At 71.5% G+C, this 25,322-nt stretch carries 19 protein-coding genes and 1 pseudogene; 15 read left to right on the top strand and 5 right to left on the bottom strand.

Going from position 1 to position 25,322, the window contains the following annotated elements; translation table 11 throughout:
• Positions 1-136: 136 nt before the first annotated feature.
• Genes ACFYVL_RS12860 through ACFYVL_RS12850 form a run of 3 tightly spaced genes read right to left on the bottom strand, consistent with a single transcriptional unit; the run spans position 137 to position 2,381 of the window.
• Entirely contained in the window at positions 137-547 is a 411-nt protein-coding gene (locus ACFYVL_RS12860; protein WP_389243741.1) for a RidA family protein, read from the bottom strand.
• A complete protein-coding gene (locus ACFYVL_RS12855; RefSeq protein ID WP_389243739.1) occupies positions 544-1,332 on the bottom strand; it encodes an IclR family transcriptional regulator in 789 nt (262 codons plus the stop codon). The genes ACFYVL_RS12860 and ACFYVL_RS12855 overlap by 4 nt, the downstream gene beginning before the upstream one ends.
• A complete protein-coding gene (locus ACFYVL_RS12850) occupies positions 1,329-2,381 on the bottom strand; it encodes a sugar kinase (RefSeq protein WP_389244199.1) in 1,053 nt (350 codons plus the stop codon). The genes ACFYVL_RS12855 and ACFYVL_RS12850 overlap by 4 nt, the downstream gene beginning before the upstream one ends.
• Positions 2,382-2,642: 261 nt before the next feature.
• Here ACFYVL_RS12850 and ACFYVL_RS12845 point away from each other — a divergent pair, with 261 nt between their 5' ends.
• From ACFYVL_RS12845 to ACFYVL_RS12805, 9 genes are all read left to right on the top strand, one after another.
• A complete protein-coding gene (locus tag ACFYVL_RS12845; RefSeq protein ID WP_389243737.1) occupies positions 2,643-3,977 on the top strand; it encodes an alanine racemase in 1,335 nt (444 codons plus the stop codon).
• A gap of 16 nt (positions 3,978-3,993) precedes the next feature.
• Positions 3,994-5,595, top strand: a complete 1,602-nt coding sequence (locus tag ACFYVL_RS12840) for an amidohydrolase family protein (protein WP_389243735.1) — start codon at positions 3,994-3,996, stop codon at positions 5,593-5,595.
• Positions 5,596-5,663: 68 nt separating this feature from the next.
• Positions 5,664-7,493 carry a hypothetical protein gene (locus ACFYVL_RS12835; protein ID WP_389243733.1) on the top strand — a complete coding sequence of 610 codons (1,830 nt, stop codon included), beginning with the start codon at positions 5,664-5,666 and terminating at the stop codon, positions 7,491-7,493.
• 250 nt (positions 7,494-7,743) lie between these two features.
• The gene (locus ACFYVL_RS12830) at positions 7,744-8,955 is read left to right on the top strand and encodes a pyridoxal phosphate-dependent aminotransferase (RefSeq protein ID WP_389243731.1); all 1,212 of its coding nucleotides are present in this window, start codon (positions 7,744-7,746) and stop codon (positions 8,953-8,955) included.
• Between the two features lie 118 nt (positions 8,956-9,073).
• Positions 9,074-9,457, top strand: coding sequence for a hypothetical protein (locus tag ACFYVL_RS12825; protein WP_389243729.1), 384 nt, complete (start codon positions 9,074-9,076; stop codon positions 9,455-9,457).
• 141 nt (positions 9,458-9,598) lie between these two features.
• Positions 9,599-10,720 carry a hypothetical protein gene (locus ACFYVL_RS12820; RefSeq protein WP_389243727.1) on the top strand — a complete coding sequence of 374 codons (1,122 nt, stop codon included), beginning with the start codon at positions 9,599-9,601 and terminating at the stop codon, positions 10,718-10,720.
• Complete coding sequence (locus ACFYVL_RS12815; RefSeq protein WP_389243725.1) at positions 10,720-11,910, top strand: toxic anion resistance protein; 1,191 nt, start codon at positions 10,720-10,722, stop codon at positions 11,908-11,910. Before ACFYVL_RS12820 ends, ACFYVL_RS12815 begins: the two co-directional genes overlap by 1 nt.
• The gene (locus tag ACFYVL_RS12810) at positions 11,907-13,481 is read left to right on the top strand and encodes a substrate-binding domain-containing protein (protein WP_389243723.1); all 1,575 of its coding nucleotides are present in this window, start codon (positions 11,907-11,909) and stop codon (positions 13,479-13,481) included. Before ACFYVL_RS12815 ends, ACFYVL_RS12810 begins: the two co-directional genes overlap by 4 nt.
• A 70-nt stretch (positions 13,482-13,551) precedes the next feature.
• Positions 13,552-14,145, top strand: a complete 594-nt coding sequence (locus ACFYVL_RS12805) for a hypothetical protein (RefSeq protein ID WP_389244197.1) — start codon at positions 13,552-13,554, stop codon at positions 14,143-14,145.
• Between the two features lie 221 nt (positions 14,146-14,366).
• Here the strand turns inward: ACFYVL_RS12805 and ACFYVL_RS12800 are convergent, their stop codons facing one another.
• A complete protein-coding gene (locus ACFYVL_RS12800; RefSeq protein ID WP_389243721.1) occupies positions 14,367-16,199 on the bottom strand; it encodes a phosphoenolpyruvate carboxykinase (GTP) in 1,833 nt (610 codons plus the stop codon).
• Between the two features lie 241 nt (positions 16,200-16,440).
• Between ACFYVL_RS12800 and ACFYVL_RS12795 the strand changes: the two genes are divergently transcribed.
• Positions 16,441-17,121, top strand: coding sequence for a hemolysin III family protein (locus tag ACFYVL_RS12795; protein WP_389243719.1), 681 nt, complete (start codon positions 16,441-16,443; stop codon positions 17,119-17,121).
• Positions 17,122-17,490: 369 nt separating this feature from the next.
• On the top strand, positions 17,491-18,111 hold the full coding sequence (locus ACFYVL_RS12790) for a TetR/AcrR family transcriptional regulator (protein ID WP_389243717.1): 621 nt from the start codon (positions 17,491-17,493) through the stop codon (positions 18,109-18,111).
• On the opposite strand, the pseudogene ACFYVL_RS12785 reads toward ACFYVL_RS12790, so the two are convergent.
• Positions 18,108-20,146 (bottom strand): annotated as a pseudogene (locus ACFYVL_RS12785) (thioredoxin domain-containing protein). The gene ACFYVL_RS12790 and the pseudogene ACFYVL_RS12785 overlap by 4 nt on opposite strands.
• Positions 20,147-20,213: 67 nt before the next feature.
• On the opposite strand from ACFYVL_RS12785, the gene ACFYVL_RS12780 reads away from it, so the two are divergent.
• The 4 genes from ACFYVL_RS12780 (at position 20,214) to ACFYVL_RS12765 (ending at position 25,292) form a co-directional block, all read left to right on the top strand.
• Positions 20,214-20,354, top strand: coding sequence for a hypothetical protein (locus ACFYVL_RS12780; protein ID WP_389243715.1), 141 nt, complete (start codon positions 20,214-20,216; stop codon positions 20,352-20,354).
• An 86-nt stretch (positions 20,355-20,440) separates the two neighbouring features.
• Complete coding sequence (locus ACFYVL_RS12775; RefSeq protein WP_389243713.1) at positions 20,441-20,875, top strand: recombinase family protein; 435 nt, start codon at positions 20,441-20,443, stop codon at positions 20,873-20,875.
• 700 nt (positions 20,876-21,575) lie between these two features.
• Entirely contained in the window at positions 21,576-24,533 is a 2,958-nt protein-coding gene (locus ACFYVL_RS12770) for an ATP-dependent helicase (RefSeq protein ID WP_389243711.1), read from the top strand.
• A gap of 66 nt (positions 24,534-24,599) precedes the next feature.
• Positions 24,600-25,292 (top strand): hypothetical protein, encoded by a 693-nt coding sequence (locus tag ACFYVL_RS12765; protein ID WP_389243709.1) that lies wholly within the window; start codon positions 24,600-24,602, stop codon positions 25,290-25,292.
• Positions 25,293-25,322: the final 30 nt, after the last annotated feature.

The raw sequence follows: 25,322 nt of genomic DNA, 5'->3' as shown, positions 1-25,322 counted from the left end.
GGGGCCTGGGGGTGTTCGGCTCCGCCGGGGGCCGCCCCCTTGCCCGCCCGTTCCGCCCCCGGGGGGCGGCCCCGCCGCCCAAGGGGGCGGGGCGGCGGGGGCCGGGGGGGGGCGGGGCGGCGGGGGCCAGGGGGATTTAGCCCAGGACGGCGAGGGCGTCGATTTCGATGAGGAGGCCGGCGGGGAGGCCCACGTAGACCGTGGTGCGCGCCGAGGGGGCTTCCTTCAGGTCGCCGAAGTACTCGTTGTACAGCGCGTTCAGCTCGGCGAAGTGGTCGGTGTCGGTGAGGTAGACGCGCATCATCATCACGTCCTCCCAGCTCGCGCCGCCCTCCTCCAGGATCGCCTTGACGTTGGCGAAGGTCTGGAGGGTCTGCTCGCGCAGGGTCGGGCCGGCCGGGGTCGGGGCCTGGCCCTCGACGGCCGGGAGGAAGCCGACCTGACCGGCCACCTGGAGGATGTTGCCCTTGCGCACGCCGTGCGAGAACTTCGCCGGCGGGGCGGTGTGGGTGGAGGGGGTGAGCGCAACCTTTTCGAGCTTGGTCATGAACTTGCCTTTTTCTGTGGGGTTTTGGCACCGGAAGGGGATTCCCCGGTGCCCGAGTACTCACGGCTGATCGCGTCCGCGGTACGTCGTACCAGCGGCAGCAGGGTGAGGAGCTCCTCGGCCGTCACGACGACGTTGGGCGCCGAGACGGACATCGCGGCCACGAGCCGGCCGTCCGCGCCCCGGATGGGGGCGCCGATGCAGTTGATGGACTCCTCGTGACCGCCGAGGTCGGTGGCCCAGCCCTGCTCACGCACCACCGCCAGCTCCTTGAGGAACGCGCCGGAGTTGGGGGTGGAGCGGGACGTGTAGTGGGGGTATTCGAGCTTCTCGGCGATGTTCCGCCGTTCCTGCTCGGGGAGGTCGGCCAGCAGCAGCTTGGCGACGGCCGCGACGGTGATCGCGACGGGCTTGCCGATCCGCGAGTACATCCGTACCGGGTAGCGGCTCTCCACCTTGTCGATGTAGAGCACCTCGCCCTCCTCGCGCACCGCCAGGTGGACGGTGTGCCCGCACTCGGCGTTGATCTCCTGGAGGTAGGGGTGGGCGATGTCCCGTACGTCGAGGTTCTCCACCGCCTCCTGGGCGAGCGCGAACAGCTTGGCGCCGAGCCGGTAGCGCTGGTCCTGCTGCCGGTGCACGAGGCCGTGCTCGTGCAGGGTGCGCAGCAGGCGCAGCGCGGTGGACTTGTGCACGCCGAGCCGGTCGGCGACCTGCCCGAGGTCGGCGGGCCCCTGGGCGAGCAGCGGAAGGATGCTCAGCGCGCGGTCGACTGTCTGGCTCATGCTCGTACCTCCTGGTGACTCCCCGTCCACCCGGGGCCGAGACGAAGTCTCTCCCAGGCGTCGGGGGCGAGCGCCGCCAGCTCGTCCGCGAGTGCGCGGTCGGGGGGCACGGCGACGTCACCGGGCACGGTGAGCGCGGCGGCGGCCATCAGGTGTCCGTGCCGCAGCCGGGCGGGCACGTCGAGGCCGCGCAGGGTGGCGGAGAGGAACCCGGCGGCGAAGGCGTCACCGGCGCCGACGGGGGCGACCACGTCCACGACGGGGGCGGGGACGTAGTGGCCCGCCTGCGCGTCGGCGTGCCGGACGCGGTCGGGCCCGGCCCCGGCCGGGTGGTGGGTCCCGGCCCCGGTGCGGCCGTCCGCGCCGTCCCGTACGAAGGCCGTCGCGCCCGCCGCGCCCTGCTTGACCACCAGGACCGCCGGTTCCGGCAGCGCCTCGCGGACCGCGCGCGGCCCGCCCCGTACGCCCCAGGCGGCCGCCGCCTCGTCCTCGCCGACCAGGACGAGGTCCGCGCCGCGTGCCAGGTCCAGCAGCACCGAGGCTCCGGCGCTCGCCGAGCCCCACAGGCTGGGGCGGTAGTTCACGTCGAAGGAGAGCAGGGGGCGGCCGGGGGCCGGTGCGCACAGGGCGCGCATCAGGGCGAGGCAGTCGTCGGAGAGCGCGGCGGTGATGCCGGAGAGGTGGAGCACCCGGGTGGCGTGCAGGGCGGCGCGCGGGACGGTGTCCGGGGACATGGCGGAGGCGGCGGACCCGGCCCGGTAGTAGACGACCTCGTGGCAGGCGTCCTCGCGGTCGTCGGCGGTGCGGAAGTAGACGCCGGTGGGGCGGGCGGGGTCGCGGACGACGGAGCCGACGTCGACGCCGTGGGAGCCGATCGCCTCCAGGAGGTGGGTGCCGAAGCCGTCCGTGCCCACCCGGCTGACCCACTTCGCCGTGTGCCCGCCGCGGGCGAGCGCACAGGCCACGTTGGACTCGGCGCCGCCGATGGTGCGGCCGAAGGACGGCACGTCGGCGAGCCGCCCGGGGCGGGAGGGGAGGAAAGTGACCATGGACTCACCGAGACAGACGACGTCGACGGGCTCGACGGCACCGGCGGGGTCGGCAGAATCGGCGGCGGGGCCGACGGCACCGGCCGGGGCGGCGGCGCCGTCCACGGCCTCGGCGACGGCCTCGGCGGCATCGGCGGTGGTCACGGGACCTGGAGCTGGCTGTTGTGCGGACACGGCTCGGATGTTAGACATCGGTGAGCGATATACGCAATGGGCGTTGCAATATTTGCAACGTCTTGAGCTGGAGGAAAGGACCCCGCCATGGGAGTCGAGCAGGGAACAGCGGCCGAAGCAGCCCCCGCGGGGGCCGGGGAGTCACCCGCCGTCCGGGCGCTCTCGCAGGAGCCCGTGACCCACCGCTTCAAGGGGCTCCCGGCGGACGCGGAAGCGGCCGGGCGCACCGTCGGCGAGCTGGCCGCCGAGCGCCGCGACCTGTTCGACGGCGGCTTCACCACCCCCCTGCTCGCCCTCTCCGCCGAGTCCCTGGAGCACAACCTCGCCCTGCTGGAGACCTACGCCGAGCGGCACCGCCTCGCGTTCGCCCCGCACGGCAAGACCTCCATGTCCCCGCAGCTCTTCGCCCGCCAACTGGCCCGCGGCGCCTGGGGGATCACCGCCGCGGTACCGCACCAGGTGCGGGTCTACCGGGCGCACGGGATCAACCGCGTCTTCCTCGCCAACGAGGTCGTCGACGCCGCCGCCCTGCGCTGGATCGCGGGCGAACTGACCGCCGACCCGGACTTCCGGCTCGTCGTGTACGTCGACTCGGTGCGCGGCGTCGAGCTGATGGACGAGGCCCTGCGCGCGGCGGGTACCACCCGCCCGCTCGACGTGGTGGTGGAGCTCGGCGCGGGCGAGGGCGCGAGGACCGGTGCGCGCACCGAGGAGCAGTGCGCGGCCGTCGCCGACGCGGTGGCCGCCACCACGACGCTGCGGCTGGTGGGCGTCGCCGGATACGAGGGCGAGGTGCCGCGGGCCGACGGCGAGCGGGTGCGTGCCTGGCTGCGCCGGCTCGTCGCGCTGGCGGCCGGTTTCGACGCCGCCGGACGGTTCGCCGCGGACCTCGACGAGATCGTGGTGAGCGCGGGCGGCAGCGCCTGGTTCGACGCCGTCGCCGACGTCTTCGCGGAGATCCCGGAGCTGTCGCGGCCGGTGCTGAAGCTGCTGCGCTCGGGCGCCTACGTCTCGCACGACGACGGCCACTACAAGGAGCTGACCCCCTTCAACCGGGTACCGGAGGAAGGCGAGTTGCAGCCCGCCTTCCGGCTGTGGGCGCAGGTGGTGTCGCGGCCGAGCGACGCGCAGGCGTTCATCAACGCGGGCAAGCGCGACGCCGCGTACGACCTCCACCTGCCCGAGGCGCAGGTGGTGCGCTCCGCGCGGGACGGCAAGGTGCGCCCCGCGACCGGGATCACCGTCACCGGCCTCTCCGACCAGCACGGCTGGCTGTCCACGGACGGAAGCGCACGGCTGGAGGTCGGCGACTGGGTGGGCCTCGGGATGTCCCACCCGTGCACGATCTTCGACAAGTGGCAGCTGATCCCGGTGGTCGACGCGGACGGCCACGTCGTCGAGTTCGTCCGTACGTTCTTCTGAGAAGGGGCCGTTGATCATGGATCTCGCGATACGCGGTGCACGGGTCGTCGACGGTTCCGGCGGGGAGTCCTACCGCGCCGACGTCGGCGTCAGCGACGGCCGGATCGTCACCATCGCCCGCGGCGAGCGGCTGACCGCCCGGCGGGTGCTGGAGGCCGACGGGCTCGTCCTGTCCCCCGGCTTCATCGACATGCACGCCCACTCCGACCTCGCCCTGCTCCGCGACCCGGACCACAGCGCGAAGGCCGCCCAGGGCGTCACCCTGGAGGTGCTCGGCCAGGACGGGCTCAGCTACGCGCCGGTCGACGACCGCACGCTCAGCGAAGTCCGCAAGGCGATCACCGGCTGGAACGGTGACGGCTCCGACATCGACTTCGACTGGCGCACGGTCGGCGGCTACCTGGACCGCCTCGACGGCAACTTCGGCGGGCAGGGCATCGCGGTCAACGCCGCGTACCTGATCCCGCAGGGCACGGTGCGGATGTACGCGGTCGGCTGGGACGACCGGCCCGCGACACCCGAACAGCTCGACCGGATGCGGCAGTTGGTCGCCGAGGGCATGGAACAGGGCGCGGTCGGCATGTCGTCCGGGCTGACCTACACGCCCGGGATGTACGCCGACGACGCGGAACTGACCGAGCTGTGCCGGGTGGTCGCCCGCTACGACGGCTACTACTGCCCGCACCACCGCTCCTACGGGGCCGGGGCCCTGGCGGCGTACGAGGAGATGGTGCGGCTCACCCGCAGCGCGGGCTGCGCGCTGCACCTCGCGCACGCCACCATGAACTTCGGCGTGAACAAGGGGAAGGCCCCCGACCTGCTGGCCCTGCTCGACGGGGCGCTCGCCGAGGGCGCGGACATCAGCCTCGACACCTACCCGTACACGCCCGGCTGCACGACGCTCGTCGCGATGCTGCCGAGCTGGGCGAGCGAGGGCGGCCCGGACGCGATCATGGCCCGGCTGCGGGACGACGCGACCGCCGAGAAGATCCGCCACCACATGGAGGAGATCGGCGCGGACGGCTGCCACGGGGTGCCGATCGAGTGGGACACCATCGAGATCTCCGGGGTCTCCGACCCGGGCCTGGCGGGCTGCGTCGGCAAGACGATCGCCGCCTCCGCCGCCCAGCGCGGCGAGGCCCCGTGGACCACCGCCCGGCGGCTGCTGGTCAACGACAGGCTGGGCTCCACGATCCTCCAGCACGTCGGGCACGAGGAGAACGTGCAGGCGATCATGCGCCACCGGGTGCACACCGGCGGCAGCGACGGCATCCTCCAGGGCTACAAGCCGCACCCGCGCGCGTACGGCACCTTCCCGCAGTACCTCGGGCGGTACGCCAGGGAACTGGGGATCCTCTCGCTGGAGGAGACGGTCGCGCACCTGACCTCCCGCCCGGCGGCCCGGCTGCGGCTGCCGGACCGGGGGCTGGTCCGTGAGGGGTACCGGGCCGACCTGGTGCTCTTCGACCCGGAGACGGTCGCGGCGGGCTCGACCTTCGACGCGCCGCGCACCCTGCCGACCGGAATCCCGCATGTGCTGATCGACGGGAAGCCGGTGATCCAGGACGGCCGCCGGACGGACGTACTGGCCGGCCGGGCGGTGCGGAGGTCCGCGTAGGGGTTGAGTACGACCACGCGCCCGCGCACTCCACGTGGGCGCGTGGTCACATGACGTAATTTCCCCATATGACCGGAACTCCTTCGGCGCTCCTGCCGCGCCCCGACTCCCCGCCGCACTCCCACTCCCCCGCCCCGGAGCCCGCCCCCGCCGCGCGCCCCTCGCTGCCCGCCGAGGCCGCCGCCGTCCTGCTGGGCACGGTGCTCACCGCGGTGCAGGCCTCCCGGCTCGGGCACTGGCTGGTGGACGACGCGGCGATCACCTTCGCCTACGCCCGCAGCATCGACGAGGGGCTCGGCCCCGTCCAGCAGCCGGGCGCGGAGCCCGTCGAGGGCTACTCGAACCCGTCCTGGCTGGCGCTGCTCGTGCTCGGCAGACGGCTCGGGCTCTTCGACTCCGGGAGGTCGCTGGCGGGCGTCGCCGACCTGACCTGGTACCCCAAGCTGCTCGCCCTGCTCTGCACGGCGGGCGTCCTGATCGCCGTCGCGACGGCCGCCCGCGCCGCCTTCCCCGGCCGCCGCCTCGCCTCCCCCGCCGTGACGCTGCTCGCCGCGCTCGCGGTGGGCGGGAACTTCTCGCTCGTCGTCTGGCTGTTCTCCGGGCTGGAGAACCCGCTGTACGCGCTGGCCGTCACCGCCCTCGCCGCGGTGCTGGTCCGGGGCGCCGCCCACGGCACGCTCACCGCGCCGCGCACCGCGACCGCCGCCGGGCTGCTGGCCCTGCTGGCCGCACTGACCCGCCCGGACGGGGCGGCGTACGCGGCGGCGCACCCGGTGACGGTGCTGCTGTTCGCGGGGGCCGCCGCGCGGGGGGCCCGGGACGCGGCGCGGGACGCCGGGTGGGCTTCCGGGCGGGAGGCCGGGCGGTCCGGGGCCGCCCGGTCCGGGCCCTGGGCGGACGCACTGCGGGCCGCCGCCGTCTCGGCCGCCGCCTTCCTCGTCCCGTACGCGGGCTTCCTGGCCTGGCGGCACACGACCTTCGGCCGCTGGGTGCCGAACACGGCGGTGGCCAAGGCGCAGGGGCTGCCCGAACCCGCCCAGCTCTCCCTCACCGGCGAACTGCTGATGTACGCGGGCTGGCTGCTCGTACTGGCCCTGGCGGCCTGCGCCGGGCTGGCGCTGGGCCGGCCGGGACCGGCCCGGCGGGCGCTCGCCGCCGCGCTGGTGCCGCTGGGGCTGGCGCTCGCGGTGTACGGGGCGCTCACCCCGGACTGGATGACCATGCACCGCTTCGCCACCCCGGTGTGGACGCTCGGGGCACTGGCCGGCGCACTCGCCCTGGTGGCGGTGTGGCTCGGCGCGGGGGCGCGGGGGCGCACCGCGCTGGTGGCGGTCGCCGTCGTCTCCGTGGCCCTGTCTGCGGCGGGACGGGAGCGCCCGGACGCCCGCTTCGAGGCGACCCCGACGGTCCCGATGTGCTTCGTCGCCCAGCGGTACGGCGAGACCTTCAACACCTACGCCGACCAACTCGGCATCGCCCGGGGCACGCTGGCCCTGCCGGACCTCGGCGGCACGCTGCTCACCACCCGGCTGACCGCCCTGGACACCGCCGGGCTCACCGACCGCACCCTGGCCGACATCCTCGCCACCGGCGACCCCGGCCGGGTCAGCGCCCATGTACTGGGCCGGGTGCGGCCGGAGTTCGTGCATGTGCACGGCGCCTGGGCGAGGCGGACCGGGCTGACGCCCGAGGTGCTGACCGCCCACGGGTACGCGCCGTTGAGCCTGCGCGGGGTGAACGGGGACTGGGTGCGCCGCGACGCGGTGCGCGACCCGGCCCGCATCGAGGCGGTACGGGCCTGGGCGCCGGCCAACGCGCTGCGCCTGGACCGGCTCGGGCAGCGCCGGGGCCGCGCGGCCTGCGGACCGGAACTGACGCCGGGCCAAGCCCTGGACTAGGACCGGCCCGCGAGCCCGGCCACAGGTGTCCTTGCGGCCCGGCACGGGGGCGGGCGTGACGAATGCCACCCGGGCGGGGCGGGTACGGGCGGTTTCGTAGCCGCCCGGCGGGCGGTGCTTGCGTTTCGGCGGGCCGGGGCGGGGGTGCGCTTTGCGATGGAAGACGCGAAGTGGGCGGTTCCCGCGCCGGCGGGGGGAACGGGCACGTAAACCCCGGCGGTGCGGGACACACGGCCGTAAGCTCGCCGTCATGCAGGTGATCCAGTCGACGAAGCTCGCAAACGTCTGTTACGAAATCCGGGGACCGGTGCTTGAGGAGGCGATGCGGCTGGAGGCGGCCGGACACCGCATTCTCAAGCTGAACACGGGCAACCCGGCGGCCTTCGGGTTCGAGTGCCCGCCGGAGATCCTGGAGGACATCCTCCGCAATCTCGGCAGCGCGCACGGGTACGGGGACGCGAAGGGCCTGCTGTCCGCGCGGCGCGCGGTGATGCAGCACTACCAGACCAAGGGCATCGACCTCGACGTCGAGGACATTTACCTTGGCAACGGTGTCTCCGAGCTGATCCAGATGTCGATGCAGGCGCTGCTCGACGACGGCGACGAGGTGCTCGTCCCGGCCCCGGACTACCCGCTGTGGACCGCGTCGGTCTCCCTCGCGGGCGGCACGGCGGTGCACTACCGGTGCGACGAGCAGTCGGACTGGATGCCCGACCTCGCGGACATCGAGCGGAAGATCACCGACCGCACCAAGGCGCTCGTCATCATCAACCCGAACAACCCGACGGGTGCGGTGTACGACGACGAGATGCTGCGCGGGCTGACCGAGATCGCCCGCCGGCACAACCTCATCGTCTGCTCCGACGAGATCTACGACCGCATCCTGTACGACGGCGCGACGCACACCCCGACCGCCGTGATCGCCCCCGACCTGATGGTCCTCACCTTCAACGGGCTGTCCAAGAACTACCGGGTGGCCGGGTACCGCAGCGGCTGGCTGGCGGTCTGCGGGCCGAAGGCGCACGCCTCCTCGTACATCGAGGGGCTGACCATCCTCGCCAACATGCGGCTGTGCGCCAACATGCCCTCCCAGCACGCGGTGGCCACCGCGCTCGGCGGCCGGCAGTCCATCGACGACCTCGTCCTGCCGGGCGGCCGGATCCTGGAGCAGCGGAACACCGCGTACGAGCTGCTGACGCGGATCCCGGGCGTGACGTGCGTGAAGCCGAAGGGGGCGCTGTACCTCTTCCCGAAGCTCGACCCGACCGTCTACAAGATCAAGGACGACCGGCAGATGGTCCTGGACCTGCTGCGGGCCGAGAAGATCATGGTGGTGCAGGGCACCGGCTTCAACTGGCCGGACCCGGACCACTTCCGCATCGTGACCCTGCCCAACACCAAGGACCTCGCGGACGCGGTGACGCGGATCGGGAACTTCCTGGACGGCTACAGCCAGCACTGAGCGGGTCCGCGCGGCCGACCGGGCCGGTCCCAGCCGATTCTCTTCTACCCCGGTCAACTTTAGACACGATCTAAGCTAGGATGGTCTCCTGTCGCTCGACGCCAGGAGGCCATCCGTCATGTACGAACCGATCCGCACCAAGTCCGTGCACACCCTGGCCGACGACGACACCCGCTATCCGCACCGCTCGCGCGAGGAGGAGCTGGACATCCAGCTCGCCGGACACCTGTCCGCCCTGCTCGCCGTGACCGACGAACTCGGCCTCGACAGCGCGGCGGACCGGATCGCCGTACAGGTGGCCCGGCTGCGCGGCGCCCCGCCGGCCCGGCACGCCGGCCGCCGCCGCGAGTCCCCCGCGTCCCTGCACCGCCGCGCCCACACGCTGGCCGGACGCGCCCTGGTGGTCGCCGCCTCCCGCGCGGACACCGCCGCCGCGATCCTCGCCGCCCAGCGCATGGACGCCCACTCCGCGGCGACCGAGAACCTGGTCGCCACCCCCTGACCGGCCCCGGTCCGCGCCCGCGGAGGCGCGCGGACCGGGCGCCACCCACCCGGCCGGTGCACAGCGGCGCGGGAGGGTCCGCTTCCGGTTGCGTTCCGGGATCGGACGTACACCCGCTGTTCATTCGACTCCGCCTGGAACGTGGGTTTCCGGGAGCACTGTGCAGGGGTGAGACGCATCCTGGGAATCGTCCTGGCGGTGCTGCTGGTCGGCGGTGTGGCAGTTGCCGTCGTGGCGGGTCGCGATGTACAGGGCACGGGCACAGGCCCGGGTACGGCAACGAAGACCGTACGTGGAGTGATCGGGTCGGAGAAGGCGGAGTTCTTCGCCGACCCCGAAGTGGTGAAGGCCCTGGCTGCCCGGGGCTACACCGTGCGGGCGGAGACCTCCGGGTCCTGGGCGATGGAGCAACTGCCGCTCAAGGGCTACGACTTCGTCTTCCCCGCCAGCAAGGCACCGGCCGACGAACTGCGGAAGAAGACCGGAGCCGGCGGCGGGCCGCTGCGGCCGTTCTACTCGCCGCTGGTCGTCGTCGCGCACGGCGGCGCGGCCCGGGTGCTGGCCGACGCCGGGCTGGTGACCCTGCGGGGCAAGGGGTCGGGGACGCTGCGGATGAAGGAGTTCCTCGCCGCGGCAGGCCAGGGCCGGACCTGGCAGCAGCTCAAGGGCGCGGAGAAGTACGGGGAGCTGGGCGGCGCGGTCTTCGTCTCCACCACCGACCCCGGAACCTCCAGCTCGGGCGCGCTGTACCTCGCCGCCGCCTCGTACGTCGCGGACGGCGACCGGGTCGCCGACGGGAGCGCCGCGGTGGCCCGGACCGCGCCGCTGCTGCGCAGGCTGGTCTCCGTACAGGGGGCGCAGCAGACCAGCAGCGACGCGCCGTTCCGGGACTTCGTGAGCGGGGTGGGCAATCCGCTGGTGCTCGTCTACGAGTCGCAGGTCGCCTCGCTGCTGATGCGCGGGGAGGCGGCCGGGGACCTGGTCGTGCTGTACCCGGACACGACCGTGAGCAGTGACCACACCGTGGTGCCGGTGACCGCTGCGGGCCGCGCGCTGGGCGAGCTGCTCGTGTCGGACCCGCGGCTGCGGGAGCTGGCCGTGCGGCACGGCTTCCGGCCGCAGGGCGCGCCGGGCGAGTTCGCCTCCGCCGCCGCACCGTACGCCTCGTACCTGAACCGCACTTTGACCGGCGTCCGCCAGGCCCCCGTGCCCACCTCCGGGGTGCTGCACGAGCTGGCGCGGCGCGCACAGGGGGGATCGTGATGAGCACGGCACAGACACCCGGGGCCCAGCCCCCGCTGGTCCTGACACCGCCACAACCGGTGCCGCCGGTACCGGTGGAGCAGGCGGCCGGACTCGTACCGGTGGACGCTTCGGTACGGGAGGACATGGCGCGGCGGGCCGCCGAGTACGTCGGTTCGCTGGCCGGACTCGACGCCAGGTCACCGGAGTTCGCCGCCCGGATCGGCGAGATCGCCGCACTCGGCGGCGGCGAGATCCGCGGCGCCTCCCAGCAGTCGAACCGGATGCTCGACCGCACCCTGCGCTCACTGGCGAGCGGGGGCGAGGACGCGCAGTCCCGGGTGGGCGGCTCGCTGGTCGAGCTCCGCCGGACCGTCGAGGACCTCGACCCCCGCGACACCCCCGCCCGCGGCGCCCGGCGCCTGATCGCCAGGCTGCCCGGCGGCAACCGGCTGCGCGACCACGTCGCCAAGTACGCCTCCGCGCAGTCCACGCTGAACCGGATCGTCGGCGCGCTCAAGAGCGGCCAGGACGAACTGCGGCGCGACAACGCCGCCCTGCACACCGAGCGCTCCCGCCTCTGGGACACCATGGGCAAGCTCCAGGAGTACGTGGTGCTCACCGAGGCACTGGACACGGCGGTCGGGCAGCGGGTCGCCGAGGCGGAGGCCACCGACCCGGGGCAGGCGGACGCACTGCGGGCCGACGTGCTCTTCCCCGTACGGCAGAAGCACCAGGACCTGCTGACCCAGCTCGCGGTCTGCGCCCAGGGCTACCTGTCCATGGACGTCGTACGGCGCAACAACGACGAGCTGATCAAGGGCGTCGACCGGGCCGCGACCACGACCGTGACCGCCCTGCGCATCGCGGTCGTGCTGGCGGCGGCGCTGGAGAAGCAGAAGCAGGTGGTCGAGCAGGTCAACGCGTTGCGCGGCACGACGGAGGGGCTGATCAAGGACAACGCGGCGATGCTCGCCACCCAGAGCGGCGAGATCCAGCGGATCGCCGCCGACCCGGCGGTGGGCGCGGAGACGCTGCGGGTGGCGTTCCGGGAGATCTTCACGACGCTGGACGCCATCGACACCTACAAGGTGCAGGCGACCGAGGCGATGGCCGCCACCGTGGAGTCCCTCTCCGGCGAACTCGCCCAGGCGAGCGGCTATTTGGAGCGCTCGCGGGCGGCGGGCCCGACCGAGGGGGTCCCGCGGTGAGAGCGCGGAAGCTCGTGGCCGGCCTCGCCGTGCTCTGCGCGGCACTCACCGGGTGCTCGTCGCAGGGCGGCCCCGACGGGCCCGTCGCCGACGGCTCCCCCCGGGCCGGCACCCTGCGGGTGCTCGCGTCCAGCGAGCTGGCGGACATGGCGCCCGTGCTCGAACAGGCCAGACGGGCCACGGGGGTCGAGGTGCGGCCGACCTGGACCGGCACCCTGGACGCCGTCGAGCAGATCGCCTCGGGCCGGGCGGACCGCGCGTACGACGCGGTCTGGCTGTCCTCCAACGACTATCTGCGGCTGCGCCCGGAAGCGGCCGGGAAGGTGACCTCCGAGACACCGCTGATGACCTCGCCGGTCGCGATCGGGGTGCGGGCCGCGGCCGTGAAGCGGCTGAACTGGTCGGCCTCGGACGTGACCTGGAGCGACGTCCAGCAGGCGGTGGCCGCGGGCAGGCTGACGTACGGGATGACCGACCCGGTGCGCTCGCACTCCGGGTTCGCCGCACTGGTGTCGGTCGCCTCCGCGCTGTCGCGGGCGCAGGGCGCACTCACGGACGCGGACGTGAGCGCGGCGACGCCCAGGCTGAAGAAGTTCTTCGCCGGGCAGGAGCTGACCTCCGGTTCGTCCGGCTGGCTGGCCCGCGCCTACACCCGGCGCGGTGAGCTGGACGCACTGATCAACTACGAGTCGGTGCTGCTGACCATGAACCGGGACCAGCACACCGGGCTGACCGTGATCCGCCCCAGGGACGGTGTGGTGACCGCCGACTACCCCTTCTCGCTGCTGACCTCGGCGTCCGCGCGGGCGAAGGAGGACGGGACGAGGCTGACCGGGTACCTGCGGTCCGCGGCGGCCCAGCGGGAGCTGGCCACCAGGACGTTCCGGCAGCCGGTGACCGGCGGGGCCGCGGCTGCCGGCAGCGCCCGCCGGGAGCTGCCGTTCCCGGGGTCGCGGTCGGTCGCCGACGGACTGCTCGCCAGTTACGAGAACGTCCTGCGGCGCCCCTCGCGGACCGTGTACGTGCTCGACACCTCCGCGTCCATGGACGGCGAGCGGCTGGCCGGGCTGAAGGCGGCGCTCGGGCGGCTGACCGGCACCACCGCCTCGCCCGTCGGGCGCAGGTTCCGCGACCGGGAGACGGTGACGCTGATGCCGTTCGGGTCGGACATCAAGGAGGTCACGACGCACACCGTGGACCCGGCGCGGCCCGCCGCCGCGCTGGACGCGATCCGCCGCTCGACCGAGGAGCTGGAGGCGTACGGCAGCACCGCGGTCTACGGCAGTCTGCGCGCGGCGTACGAGCGGCTGGGGCCGCGCGGCAGCACCTTCACCAGCATCGTGCTGATGACGGACGGGCAGAACACCACGGGCGACTCGGCCGCCGACTTCGACGCCTTCTACGCGGCACTGCCGGCCGGGCAGCGCAGCACCCCGGTGTTCCCGGTCCTGTTCGGGGACTCCGACCGGCGGGAGCTGGAGCACATCGCCGGGGTGACCGGCGGACAGCTCTTCGACGCGAAGTCGGGCTCGCTGGACCAGGCCTTCGAGGAGATCCGTGGCTACCAGTAGGAGCGGCGGCGGGCGTGGCGGTGAGGGCGGGCGCGACGGGCGTGGCGGCGGGGGGCGTGTGTGGCGGTTCGTGGAGTCGCGGAAGAACCTCGCCGGGTGCGCGGGCGGCCTCGCCGGGCTCGCGCTCACCTTCACCGGGGCGGCCGGGGCGTACTGGCCGCTGGTGGTCGCCGGACTGTACGGCGCGGGCGCGCTGCTCGCCCCGCCGGAGCGGGCCCCCGTACCGCACTTCCCGGACGCCGCCGCGCAGTTGGACGTGCTGCGCGGGGACTTCGGGCGGCTGCGGGAGTACCTGGCGTCGGTGGAGCTGCCGCCGGCCGCCGCGGGGAGGCTCACCGAACTGGACGGGCTGCTGGCCGCGCTGACCGGGCACGAGGAGTGGGCGAGCGACCCGGACTCGTTCCACGTGCTGACGCGGGCGGTGCGTCAGGACGTGCCGGAGGCGGTGGACACGTATCTGCGGGCCCGCTGGTGGACCCGCTTCACCCCCGGCAGCGAGCCGCCCGAGCGCCTGCTCGAACACCAACTCGGCCTGCTGTACGACGAGTTGGCGGGCGTGGCGGAGGTGCTGCGGGACGCGGTGGAGCGGCAGCGGGAGTCGCACACCTACGTCCTGGAGGAGCGCGGCGGCGCGGTGAAAAGGAGGCGGCCCCCGACGCCGTGAGGGGGCTTCGGGGGCCATGCCGCTGCTCGATCCGGTGATCCCACAGGTCAGGGCGGATTCGTGTCGTTCCGAGTTGCGGCTCTCCACACCCCTCCGGGTGTTCGTGCACCCGGAGGGGAGAGGGTGGCCGGCACCGGGGGACAGGCCCGGCACCGGCACGTCTTGCGGGCTTCGGGGAAGCCCTGGTTCAGCGGGCTTCGGGGAAGCCCCGGTTCAGGGGGTCAGCCCAGGCGCTCGACCAGCGCGCGGTACTCGTCCCACAGCTCCTTGGGCGCGTGGTCGCCGAAGGTGTTGAGGTGCTCGGGGACCAGGGCGGCCTCCTCGCGCCAGGCCTCCTTGTCGACCGTGAGGAGGAAGTCGAGGTCGGCCTCGGGGAGGTCGAGCCCGGCGGTGTCGAGGGACTCCTTGGTCGGCAGGATGCCGATGGGGGTCTCGACGCCGTCGGCCTTGCCGTCCAGGCGCTCGACGATCCACTTCAGGACGCGGCTGTTCTCGCCGAAGCCGGGCCACACGAACTTGCCCGCGTCGTTCTTGCGGAACCAGTTCACGTAGTAGATCTTCGGGAGCTTCGCCTGGTCCTTGTCCGCGCCGACCTTGACCCAGTGGTTCATGTAGTCGCCCATGTTGTAGCCGCAGAACGGCAGCATGGCGAACGGGTCGCGGCGCAGCTCGCCGACCTTGCCCTCGGCGGCGGCGGTCTTCTCGGAGGCGACGTTGGCTCCGAGGAAGACACCGTGCTGCCAGTCGAAGGACTCGGTGACCAGCGGGACCGCGGTGGCGCGGCGGCCACCGAAGAGGATCGCCGAGATCGGCACGCCCTTGGGGTCCTCCCACTCGGGCGCGATGATCGGGCACTGCCCGGCTGGGACGGTGAAGCGGGCGTTCGGGTGGGCGGCGGGGGTGCCGGACTCGGGGGTCCAGTCGTTGCCCTTCCAGTCCGTGAGGTGGGCCGGGGCCTCCTCCGTCATGCCCTCCCACCAGACGTCGTTGTCGTCGGTGAGCGCGACGTTGGTGAAGACCGAGTTGCCCCACATGGTCTTCATGGCGTTGGCGTTGGTGTGCTCGCCGGTGCCGGGCGCGACGCCGAAGAAACCGGCCTCCGGGTTGATCGCGTAGAGGCGGCCGTCCTCGCCGAACCGCATCCAGGCGATGTCGTCACCGATGGTCTCGACGTTCCAGCCGGAGATCGTGGGCTCCAGCATGGCCAGGTTGGTCTTGCCGCAGGCGGACGGGAAGGCGGCGGCGACGTACTTCGCCTCGCCCTGCGGGGGCGTCAGCTTGAGGATGAGCATGTGCTCGGCCAGCCAGCCCTCGTCGCGGGCCATGACGGACGCGATGCGCAGCGCGTAGCACTTCTTGCCGAGCAGGGCGTTGCCGCCGTAGCCCGAGCCGTAGGACCAGATCTCGCGGTCCTCGGGGAAGTGCGAGATGTACTTGGTGGTGTTGCACGGCCACGGGACGTCGGCCTCGCCCTCCTGGAGGGGGGCGCCGAGGGTGTGCACGGCCTTCACGAAGAAGCCGTCGCTGCCCAGCTCGTCCAGGACGTGCTGACCCATGCGGGTCATGGTGCGCATAGAGACGGCGACGTACGCCGAGTCGGTGATCTCCACGCCGATCGCGGACAGCGGCGAGCCGACCGGGCCCATGCAGAACGGGACGACGTACATCGTGCGGCCGCGCATCGAGCCGCGGAAGATGCCCTCCTTGCCGTCCTTGCCCTGGAAGATCTCCCGCATCTCGGCGGGGGCCTTCCAGTGGTTGGTCGGGCCCGCGTCCTCCTCCTTCTCGGAGCAGATGAAGGTCCGGTCCTCGACGCGCGCGACGTCGGACGGGTCGGAGGCGGCGTAGTACGAGTTGGGGCGCTTGATCTCGTCGAGCTTCTTGAACGTGCCCTTGGCGACGAGCTCCTCGCAGAGCCGCTCGTACTCGGCCTCGGACCCGTCGCACCACACGACACGGTCGGGCTCGGTGAGGGCTGCGATCTCGTCTACCCAGGAGGCCAGCTCCTGGTGATTGGTCGGGACGGTGGTGGGAGCCGCGATGTCGCGCGCCACGATTGCTCCTAAACGAGGGAAAAGTTGGTTTCTGCCCCGTGGGGGCTGCGACCCGGATGCTTCACTTTTCGTTCCCTGGCGCTCATCCGGTGCCGACCGCACTCATTTGATCATCGGTGCGTTCCGCCCATCTGTCCAGAGGGCCGCCCACGTGAGCATCGCCACTCCGCCACAAGTACCGCGTACGTGACCATCGCCACTCACAGCCAGAACTTACGGAACCGTAGGTAGCATTCGGGTCATGACGTCGCATGCCGTGCCCGCCCAGGTCACCGAGATCGACCCGCCCCCGGTCAAGCCGAAGATGCGAGGCTGGCTGCACGCCGGCATGTTTCCCGCGGCCCTGATCGCGGGGATCGTGCTCATCGTGCTGGCCGAGTCCACCAGAGCCCGGATCGCGTGCACGATCTACGTACTCACCGCGTGCCTGCTCTTCGGCGTGAGCGCCGTCTACCACCGGGGCACCTGGGGTCCGCGCGGCGAAGCCGTACTGCGCCGGCTGGACCACGCGAACATCTTCCTGATCATCGCGGGCACCTACACGCCGCTCACGATGCTGCTGCTCCCCGAGTCCACCGGGTCCACCCTGTTGTGGGCCGTCTGGCTGGCAGCGGCGGCGGGCATCGCCTTCCGGGTCTTCTGGGTCGGCGCCCCGCGCTGGCTCTACACACCCTGCTACATCGCGATGGGCTGGGCGGCCGTCTTCTTCCTGCCCGACTTCATGCGGGCGGGCGGCATCGCGGTGCTGGTCCTGGTGATCGTCGGCGGGCTGCTCTACAGCGCGGGCGGCGTGATCTACGGCCTCAAGCGCCCCAACCCGTCACCGCGCTGGTTCGGCTTCCACGAGGTCTTCCACTCCTTCACCCTGGCCGCGTTCGTCGCGCACTACGTGGGCATCTCGCTGGTCGCCTATTCGGCCTGACCCCCGGGCCGCCCGCACTCCCCCGGCACCCTGCGCCCTTCGCGGACGCCGCGGACGCCACCGGCTCCGCGGGCCGGCCGCGCGACGCGGTGGCCGTGGCCTCGACGCCGCGGCCACCCGCCACGCCAGCACCGCCACCACGGTCAGCACCACCGCGAGCACCGCGCCGGCCCCGCCGAGCAGGAAGCCCAGCACGCACAGCACCGCCACCGCCCCGGTCAGCACGTTCACGATCCCTCTCATGCCTCCCCCTTCCTCCACCACTCCGCACATCAGTCGCAATTTGACGGACAGTTCACCTACCCACCACACACCGTGACATGCGGCACTGACAATCAAGGGCGCGCGAAGATGGCCGACAATGGCGCCATGCCCGCCCCCCACGCCTCCCCCGGCGCCCCTGACACCCGTCCCGGCCTGCGCGAACGCAAGAAGATCAGGACTCGCGCGGAGATCCGGCAGGCGACGTTCCGGCTGGTCGCCGCCCAGGGCTGGGACGCCACCACCGTCGACCAGATCGCGGCCGAGGCGGAGGTCTCGCCGAGCACCGTGCTGCGGTACTTCCCGGTGAAGGAGGACATCGTCCTCACCGACGCCTACGACCCGGTCATGGAGAGCGCCCTGCGGACCCGGCCCGCCGGTGAACCCCTGCTGGAGTCGGTACGGGCCGTGGTGACCGCCGCGCTGCGCAAGACGCTCGACGAGCAGCCCGACGAGGTCCTGGTGCGGACCCGGCTGATGCTGGAGGTGCCCGCGGTACGGGCCCGGATGGTGGAGAGCGTGAGCACCACCAGCCGGATGCTCTGCCGGGTGATCGCCGAACGGACCGGCCGCGACGCGGGCCAGCTGGAGGTCCGGATCTTCGCCACCGGCCTGCTGGCCGCCGTGCTGGAGACCACCCTGTACTGGACCGAACGGGGACAGCGGGACGACCTGGTGGAGCTGATCGACCGGATGCTGCGCACCTTCGAGGGCGGCCCCATCCGCTAGACCCGGGTACCCACCTGTTCCGCCAGCACCGCCGGGTCGTCCGTCGGGGCCGCGCACACGAAGTGGCGGCAGACGTAGGCGCCCGGCGGGCGGTCCGTCAGGAGGGGGAACTCCCGGGCCGCCGGGTCACCGAAGGCGACCACCGCGCCCGGGGCCGTGCCCAGCAGGGCCGTACGGTGCAGCGCACGGGCCGCCGGGTCGCCGGCCGTCCCGGCGACGGCGATCTCGCGCGGACCGTCGAGGGCCGCCTCCGCGACCGCCAGCCCCCAGCCGATGAACCGCGGGGCACGCGGGCCCAGCGCCTTGACCACGCCGAGCGCGCTCTCCGCCGCCCCGCGGTGCGCCTCGGAGCCCGTGTGGGCGGCGTACGAGAGCAGTGCTCCGGCCGCCGCCGTCCAGCCCGAGGGGGTGGCGTTGTCGGTGGGGTCCTGGGGGCGGCGGATCAGCTTCTCCGCGTCGTCGGCGGTGTCGAAGAGGGACCCGCCCTCGCCGACGAAGCGCATCAGCACGTGGTCGAGGAGGAAGCCCGCGAACTCCAGCCAGGCGCCCTCGCCGGTGACCGAGGCCAGGGCGAGGAAGCCTTCCGCGACGTCCGCGTAGTCCTCCAGCACGCCCGCGTTGTCGCCGGCCCGGCCGTCCTTGGAGGTCCGGGTGAGCCGGGCGTGGTCGTCCAGGTGGATCCGTACCAGCAGATCGGCCGCCTCGGTCGCCCGTTCCACCAGGTCGGGGCGGTCGAAGTAGGCGCCGGTCTCGGCGAGGGCGGCGACGGCGAGGCCGTTCCAGGCGGCGACCACCTTGTCGTCGCGGCCCGGGGCGGGCCGCTCGGCGCGGGCCGCGAGGAGCCGCTCCCGGATGCTCGCGATCCGCTCCGCGTCGGCCACCACTCCGTCGCCCTGCGGAAGTTGGAGGACGGAGGCACCCTCCTCGAAGGTGCCCTCCTCGGTCACACCGAAGTACGCGGCGGCCAGCAGCGCGTCCTCCTCGCCCAGCACCTCGCGCAGCTGCGCGGGCGTCCAGACGTAGTACGCGCCCTCCACCTGACGGCCCCTCCCGTCGTCGCTGTCGGCGTCGAGCGCGGAGGCGAACCCGCCCTCCCCGGTGCGCAGTTCGCGTACCAGGAAGTCCGCGGTCTCCAGGGCCACCCGCCGGGCCAGGTCGGACCCCGTGGCGCGCCACAGGTGGGCGTACACCCGGCACAGCAGCGCGTTGTCGTAGAGCATCTTCTCGAAGTGCGGGACCACCCACGCGCGGTCCACCGAGTAGCGGGCGAAACCCCCGCCGAGCTGGTCGTAGATGCCACCGCGGGCCATCGCCTCGCAGGTGTCCGCGGCCATCTGCAGAGCGCCCTCGGAACCGGTGCGCGCCGCGTGCCGCAGCAGGAACTCCAGCACCATGGACGGCGGGAACTTCGGCGCCCCGCCGAACCCGCCGCGCACCGAGTCGTACTCCCGGGTCAGCCCGAGCAGCGCCGCCGCCAGCTCCTCGTCACCCGGCAGCCCGGTGTCCGCGACGGCCAGCGACCGCTCCCCCAGGTCCTTCACGATCTTCCCCGCGACCTCGCCGACCTCTTCCCGCCGGTCGGCCCAGGCGGCCCGCACACCCTCCAGGACCTGCGGGAAGGACGGCATGCCGTGCTTCGGCTCGGGCGGGAAGTACGTACCGAAGTAGAAGGGCTCGGCGTCCGGGGTGAGGAAGACGGTCATCGGCCAGCCGCCCTGCCCGGTGGCCGCCTGCACGGCCTCCATGTAGACGGCGTCGACGTCCGGCCGCTCCTCGCGGTCGACCTTGACGGACACGAAGTTCTCGTTCATGAGGGCCGCGGTGGCCTCGTCCTCGAAGGACTCGTGCGCCATGACGTGGCACCAGTAAATTAGCAGAAGCATAAGTGGCAGGACGCATAGCCCACACTCAAGAGGATGGGCACGTCCCGCCGCTTAGCTTCTTCCATCGCCTCCTCTCCCCATGACCACCAGTCGACTGGATTGGTGGCGTGCTGGAGTAGGTAGGGCGACTGCGAGTTAACCAGTCGATTCATACCGCCATCGTTGCACGGTCCGGAGTGTGAGGCCCTGATCTAAGAGGGCCGATCCAGGAGCAAGAAGATGCGCACAGCACGTAATCACGAGGTCGCCGGCTCCCCCGCGGCGGACGAGACGGGCCTCAGCGACCTCGACCTCTGCGGCAGCTCCACCCGCCTTGCGGCAGCCGACGAGCTCGGCGCTGTACCCGGACAGCCTTCCTGATCGCCTACTCCCGGATCTCCGACGACTGGCGCAAGCACAACCGGAAGAAGGCGGCCACCTCGTCGTGGGCGGCCGGCAAGGGCGTCGTGAACCAGCACCGGCGCAACGACAAGAACGCGGCCCGGCACGACGCGGTGCTCGTCCACCGCTACACCGACAACGACCTGTCGCCCTCCAAGCGCGGCATCAGGAGGCCAGAGTTCCAGGCGATGCTCCGCGACGTCCGGCGCGGACAGACCGCCGAGGGCTACCCGGGCACGGCGTCAGCTGCGCCGACCAAGACCGCGTGTAGAGCACGGACCGAGACTGGGCAGTCCGCCCTGCACCTCACGGACGGCGTCGTCGGCGCGCTCTCGACGCTCACGCCGTTGGCCCTGGCGGGCTCCGTCCACCTCTACATTCTGATGGCGTCGACGGCGGAGCGCCGGTCCGGGACGGGGCGGACCAGGGTTCCGGGCCGGTCCGCTGTGGCTCCCCGCTGCCGGACGGCACGTCACCGCAAATGGATCGTCGTCCGCTGAAGGAGTCGATCAGCGCGAGCGCGCGGGGTGTCTGGGTGGTCCGCCCGCGACGGGAGCCGTCGCCGGCGTGCGCCTCAACCTGCAAGAAGGAAGCCCCTGGCAGACCCCCGATCCATCGTGGGTCGAAGCTGAGGCGAGGCCCGTCCGCTGATGCGGACGGCGTGCGCACAGAGCCGATGCACGTGGTTGGACGGTCCGACTCCGTCGCCGACCGGGGCTCGGCTACAGCGAGGCCGACGGCGGGCGCGGCCACCGCTCCAGCGACGGTCCGCGCATCTGCGGACGGCGAGGAGCACCCCGTCCGGGACAGCTCCGTGGCTCCCGTGGGGCAGGCGGCTGTTTGGAGGACCTGTTACCGATCGGAAGGTCCGCCTCGGAGCGGGCCGGACGAATCAGTCGCGACGCGGTGAAGACGGCCGTCCGCGCACATCAGCCGATCGGCAACGATCGCCTGGGCGTGCTGCCGGCACGGCTGAGGCATGAGCAGAAGGCGGTCACGGACGCTCCAGCCCGCGCCCACGAGACTGACCGAGAAGCCTGCGCACCGGGCCACCATGCAAGCGCGCATCCTCGATAGCACTCCGTCTCGAGCTGCCGTACGGCAGCGGTGGCCGAGCCCGGATCAGACGCTATTCCCGAGGCATTGTCAGACCCTCGTGCCATCCTGAAAATTCGGGACTCCAGAGGAGGCGGACAGCGCGTGGATGCGGAGCAGGTGCTGAAGGGGTGGCTGACGACGGAGCAGTATGCCGCGGCAGTCGCCCCGGAGGCTGAGGTGCTGGCTCTGGCCGGCGCAGGGGCGGGCAAGTCGAGGACCCTGGCTGGTCGGGTGGCCCACAAGGTCGCGGCGGGCTCTCCGCCCGAGTCGATCGTGGCCTTCACGTTCTCTGAGAAGGCCGCGGAACAGATCAAGACCCGGGTGGCGCAGGCTCTCGAGGTGTGTGGTCTCAATCCGGTCCTGGTGGGAGGCATGTACATCGGCACCATTCACGCTTGGTGCCTGCGGGTGCTCGGGGAGATGGACGCCCGTTACCGGCAGTTCGATGTGTTGGACGAGATGCAGTTCCTCGTCTACCTGATCTCCCGGTACCCGAGGCTGAACATCAACCCGCTACGCGACGAGCGGCTGACGGCCCGAGGCGGGCGCCGCCCCTACTTCGAGACGTTGCGCCAGCTGAGTCGCGCATGGCACACCATGAATGACGAGCTGCTCGACCCGGCACAGGTCGCTACGGAAGATCCGTCCCTGGGTGAATCGTTGGAACGGTTGCGCATGCAGCTGGAGCAGGACAACTTCATCGACTTCTCACTCATGCAACGCCTCGTGATCGAGGCGCTTGAGGCTCGGTTGCCGGATGCGGCCCAGGCCCTCGTGGCGCTGAAGCACGTGCTGGTCGACGAGTACCAGGACGTGAACGTGGTGCAGGAGCGCCTGATCGCCCTGATGCATCAGCATTCCGAGACCCTGTTCGTCGTCGGCGACGACGACCAGGCCATCTACGGATGGCGGGGAGCCGACGTCACGAACATCCTGGAGTTCGAACGCCGTTATCCGGCCGCATCGGTCCACAAGCTGCTGACCAATTTTCGCTCGACGGAGGCCATCGTGCAGGCGGCGAGCGACTTCGCCGCGCAGGAACTGGGCGCTGCACGGCTTCCCAAGCAGCTCAAGGCTCACATGAACCACATTCCTCGGGAGTTCGCAGTCCTGAACTTCCCCGATCGGGCGGCAGAGGCGACCTTCATCGCAGAACGCATCAGCGAACTCATGGGGACCGAGTACCAGGAAGGCGACGGCACAGTCCGGGGGCTCACGCCTGCGGACTTCGCCATCCTCATGAGGTCCACCAACACCGCGGAGCAGGACGGCACCAAGCGGCACACGGCCTATGTGCGTGCGCTGGCGGCGCGGGGAATCACCTATGACCTCAATGCAGGCGGACAGCTCTTCGAGCGCGCGCAGCCAGCGGCGGTGCGCAGTGCGTTCGAGCTGCTTCGGAACGCATCCCCGAATCGTACGGCGGTGGATCAGCTGTTCCACAGCGAGCTCCATCCTGCGTTCCCCGCTGCGGACCTGGCTCGCGTGCGCGCGGTTTTCGCAGATTGGGGGCGGCGGGTCCACGCGCCGGTGGCACCGGGTGTACCGAGGCAGCGTCTGTTCCCCCAGCAGCTCCTACACGATCTATTGGAGGCCATGGGCTTCGCATCCTGCGGCTTCGACGACGGCATCCTGGCCGACCTGGGGACATTCAGCCGAATTCTCCAGGACGTGGAGAGCGTCTATCTCTCCATCGACGGGAGCAGCCGCTTCGGCGAACTGTTGAACTTCCTCCAGAACGTGGCGGGCGACGGCTACGAGACCGATACTCAGATGCTCAGCAGGCCCGACGCGGTGGCGGTCTCCACCGTGCACAAGGCCAAGGGGCTGGAGTTTCCCGTGGTGTTCGTCGTGGACGTGGAGCACATGCGATTCCCCGGCCGGCGGCACTCGTACGACGGTTGGATCCCTCAGCCACTGATCCAGCAGGCGCTCGACAACGGCTCGTACCAGACGGGCGATGCCGACCAGGCTCGGCTGTTCTACACGGCGATCACACGGGCTGAGCGGTTCCTGTACGTGACCGGCGCCATCTCGCTTCCCGGAGCGAAGCGGGTCTCGCGCGTCTCCCGGTACGCGGCGCGCCTGGCTCACCCGGAACTGCGTACCGATCTGTTGGACCCGACTGCGCCGCCGAGGGTCTCCCCGCCGGCTGCAGTCCCGCGGCGTCGTGGGGACCAGTCGGTGCTGCCGACCACCTACTCGCAGATCCACTCCTATCTGCGGTGTCCGCATTCCTACAAGCTGAGCGTCGTGAGCGGGTTCTCCCCGCCGATCCCAGAACTGTTCGGCTTCGGCCGCGCCGTCCACGCGGCGGTCGGCAAGGTGCACCAGGTGTACAAGGGCGGCGCACCCAACTCAGCCCAAGCGCGGGCGGTGGCGGAGGACATGTTCCACCTCAAGCACGTCGCGCCCAGCTCGGACCCTGTGAACCGGCCTGGTGCGTACGAGAGGGCCAAGACGAAGGCTGGCGAGATCGTGTCGTCCTATGTGCGCGACTTCGGCACCGACTTCGAGCGCAAGCGGCAGGTTGAACTTCCCTTCGAGGTTCCGTTGAAGGGTGCGGTGATCTCCGGAGCGATCGACTTGCTGCTGAACGTCGACGGATCCGACAAGATCCGCGATGCCGCGGTGATCGACTTCAAGACGATGGAGGGCGGTCCGGAGCCGGTGAACAACGCCGACCTGCATTGGGAGGACCTGTCCCTCCAAGTGCAGCTCTACGGACGGGGGGCGGATGAAGTCCACGGGGTGAACGCGCGTACGGGCGCGGTGCATCTACTCAAGGACGGACAGCGCATCCAGGTACCGGTAGACCCCGACGCCATCGATGCCGCCGTCTCCAATGTGGAATGGGCGGTGGGCCGAATCCGTGAAGGCGACTTCCCTCGCCGCCCATCCAAGCGGAAGTGCGAGGGGTGTGACTTCGCGAAGATCTGCTCGAAGAAGCGTGAAGGCTTCGCTGCACAGACGGAGCCCGTGGAGCTGCACCTGCCTGACGGCCAGGCGGGTAAGCGCTTCTTGAAGATCACCGCGTTCTCCGACGTCGATCAGGCGTAGGCCAACGTCGAAATCAGTCTTCGTCGGGGCCCCATTCACGCCCCGAACCGAGCATTGGGAGTTGACATGATTCCGCGCTTCGAATCGAGCGGCGCCGAAATTCCCCCGCAGGCGGAGTTCTGGACGCCTTCCGAGGAGGACATCCCTGCGGATGAAGGCATCGGATTCTTCAGGAACGTGTGGATGATCTTGGGGGTGTCAAAGGTCGAAGCCGATGTCATGGTCTCTGAGGAGTTCAAGTACATCGCGAAGATCGATGAGATGGCCTCTTCGCTCGAAGAGTTCGAACGGGTCGCGGCCTGCCTGGACAGTGGATACGTGGACAGCTCGCGCGACCGTGACACAGCGGAACAGCTGCTCGAAGTATGTCCAGGGCTTCTCGACGAGTCGCACCACAGCGAACCATTCATGGATTTGGGATTCTTGGAGGTTGGAGTCGCGGGCCTCTCATACGCTCTCGCCTACATCGGCGGTGTCCCAGTGGCGAGTTGTCGAGCGCACATTTCGAGCAGGTCGTGGGCGGACAGACCAGTGGTCTTCGCCGCCCTTGACCGTCAGCGCACCGAATGGCTTCAGCCGCTGGTTGGCGACAGCGGCTGCGGGTTCGACGTCGACCCCGACAGAGGTGAATTCCTCGTCATCGATGCACCGTCGATCCTTGAGTCGAACGCCCTGGCGCAGCGCATCGTTCGTGATTTCAGCCGCGACAGGTGCGGATTCGAGCGGTGGCTGGACCTGAAGTCGCTCGACTGGTTCTAACGACGCTTCAGAGGACTGGTGCGAGCTGCG

Source organism: Streptomyces sp. NPDC004111 (assembly GCF_042874215.1).
GTDB lineage: Bacteria > Actinomycetota > Actinomycetes > Streptomycetales > Streptomycetaceae > Streptomyces.
Note: the sequence above shows the minus strand (reverse complement) of the source record. Positions and strands in the feature narration are given on the sequence as shown.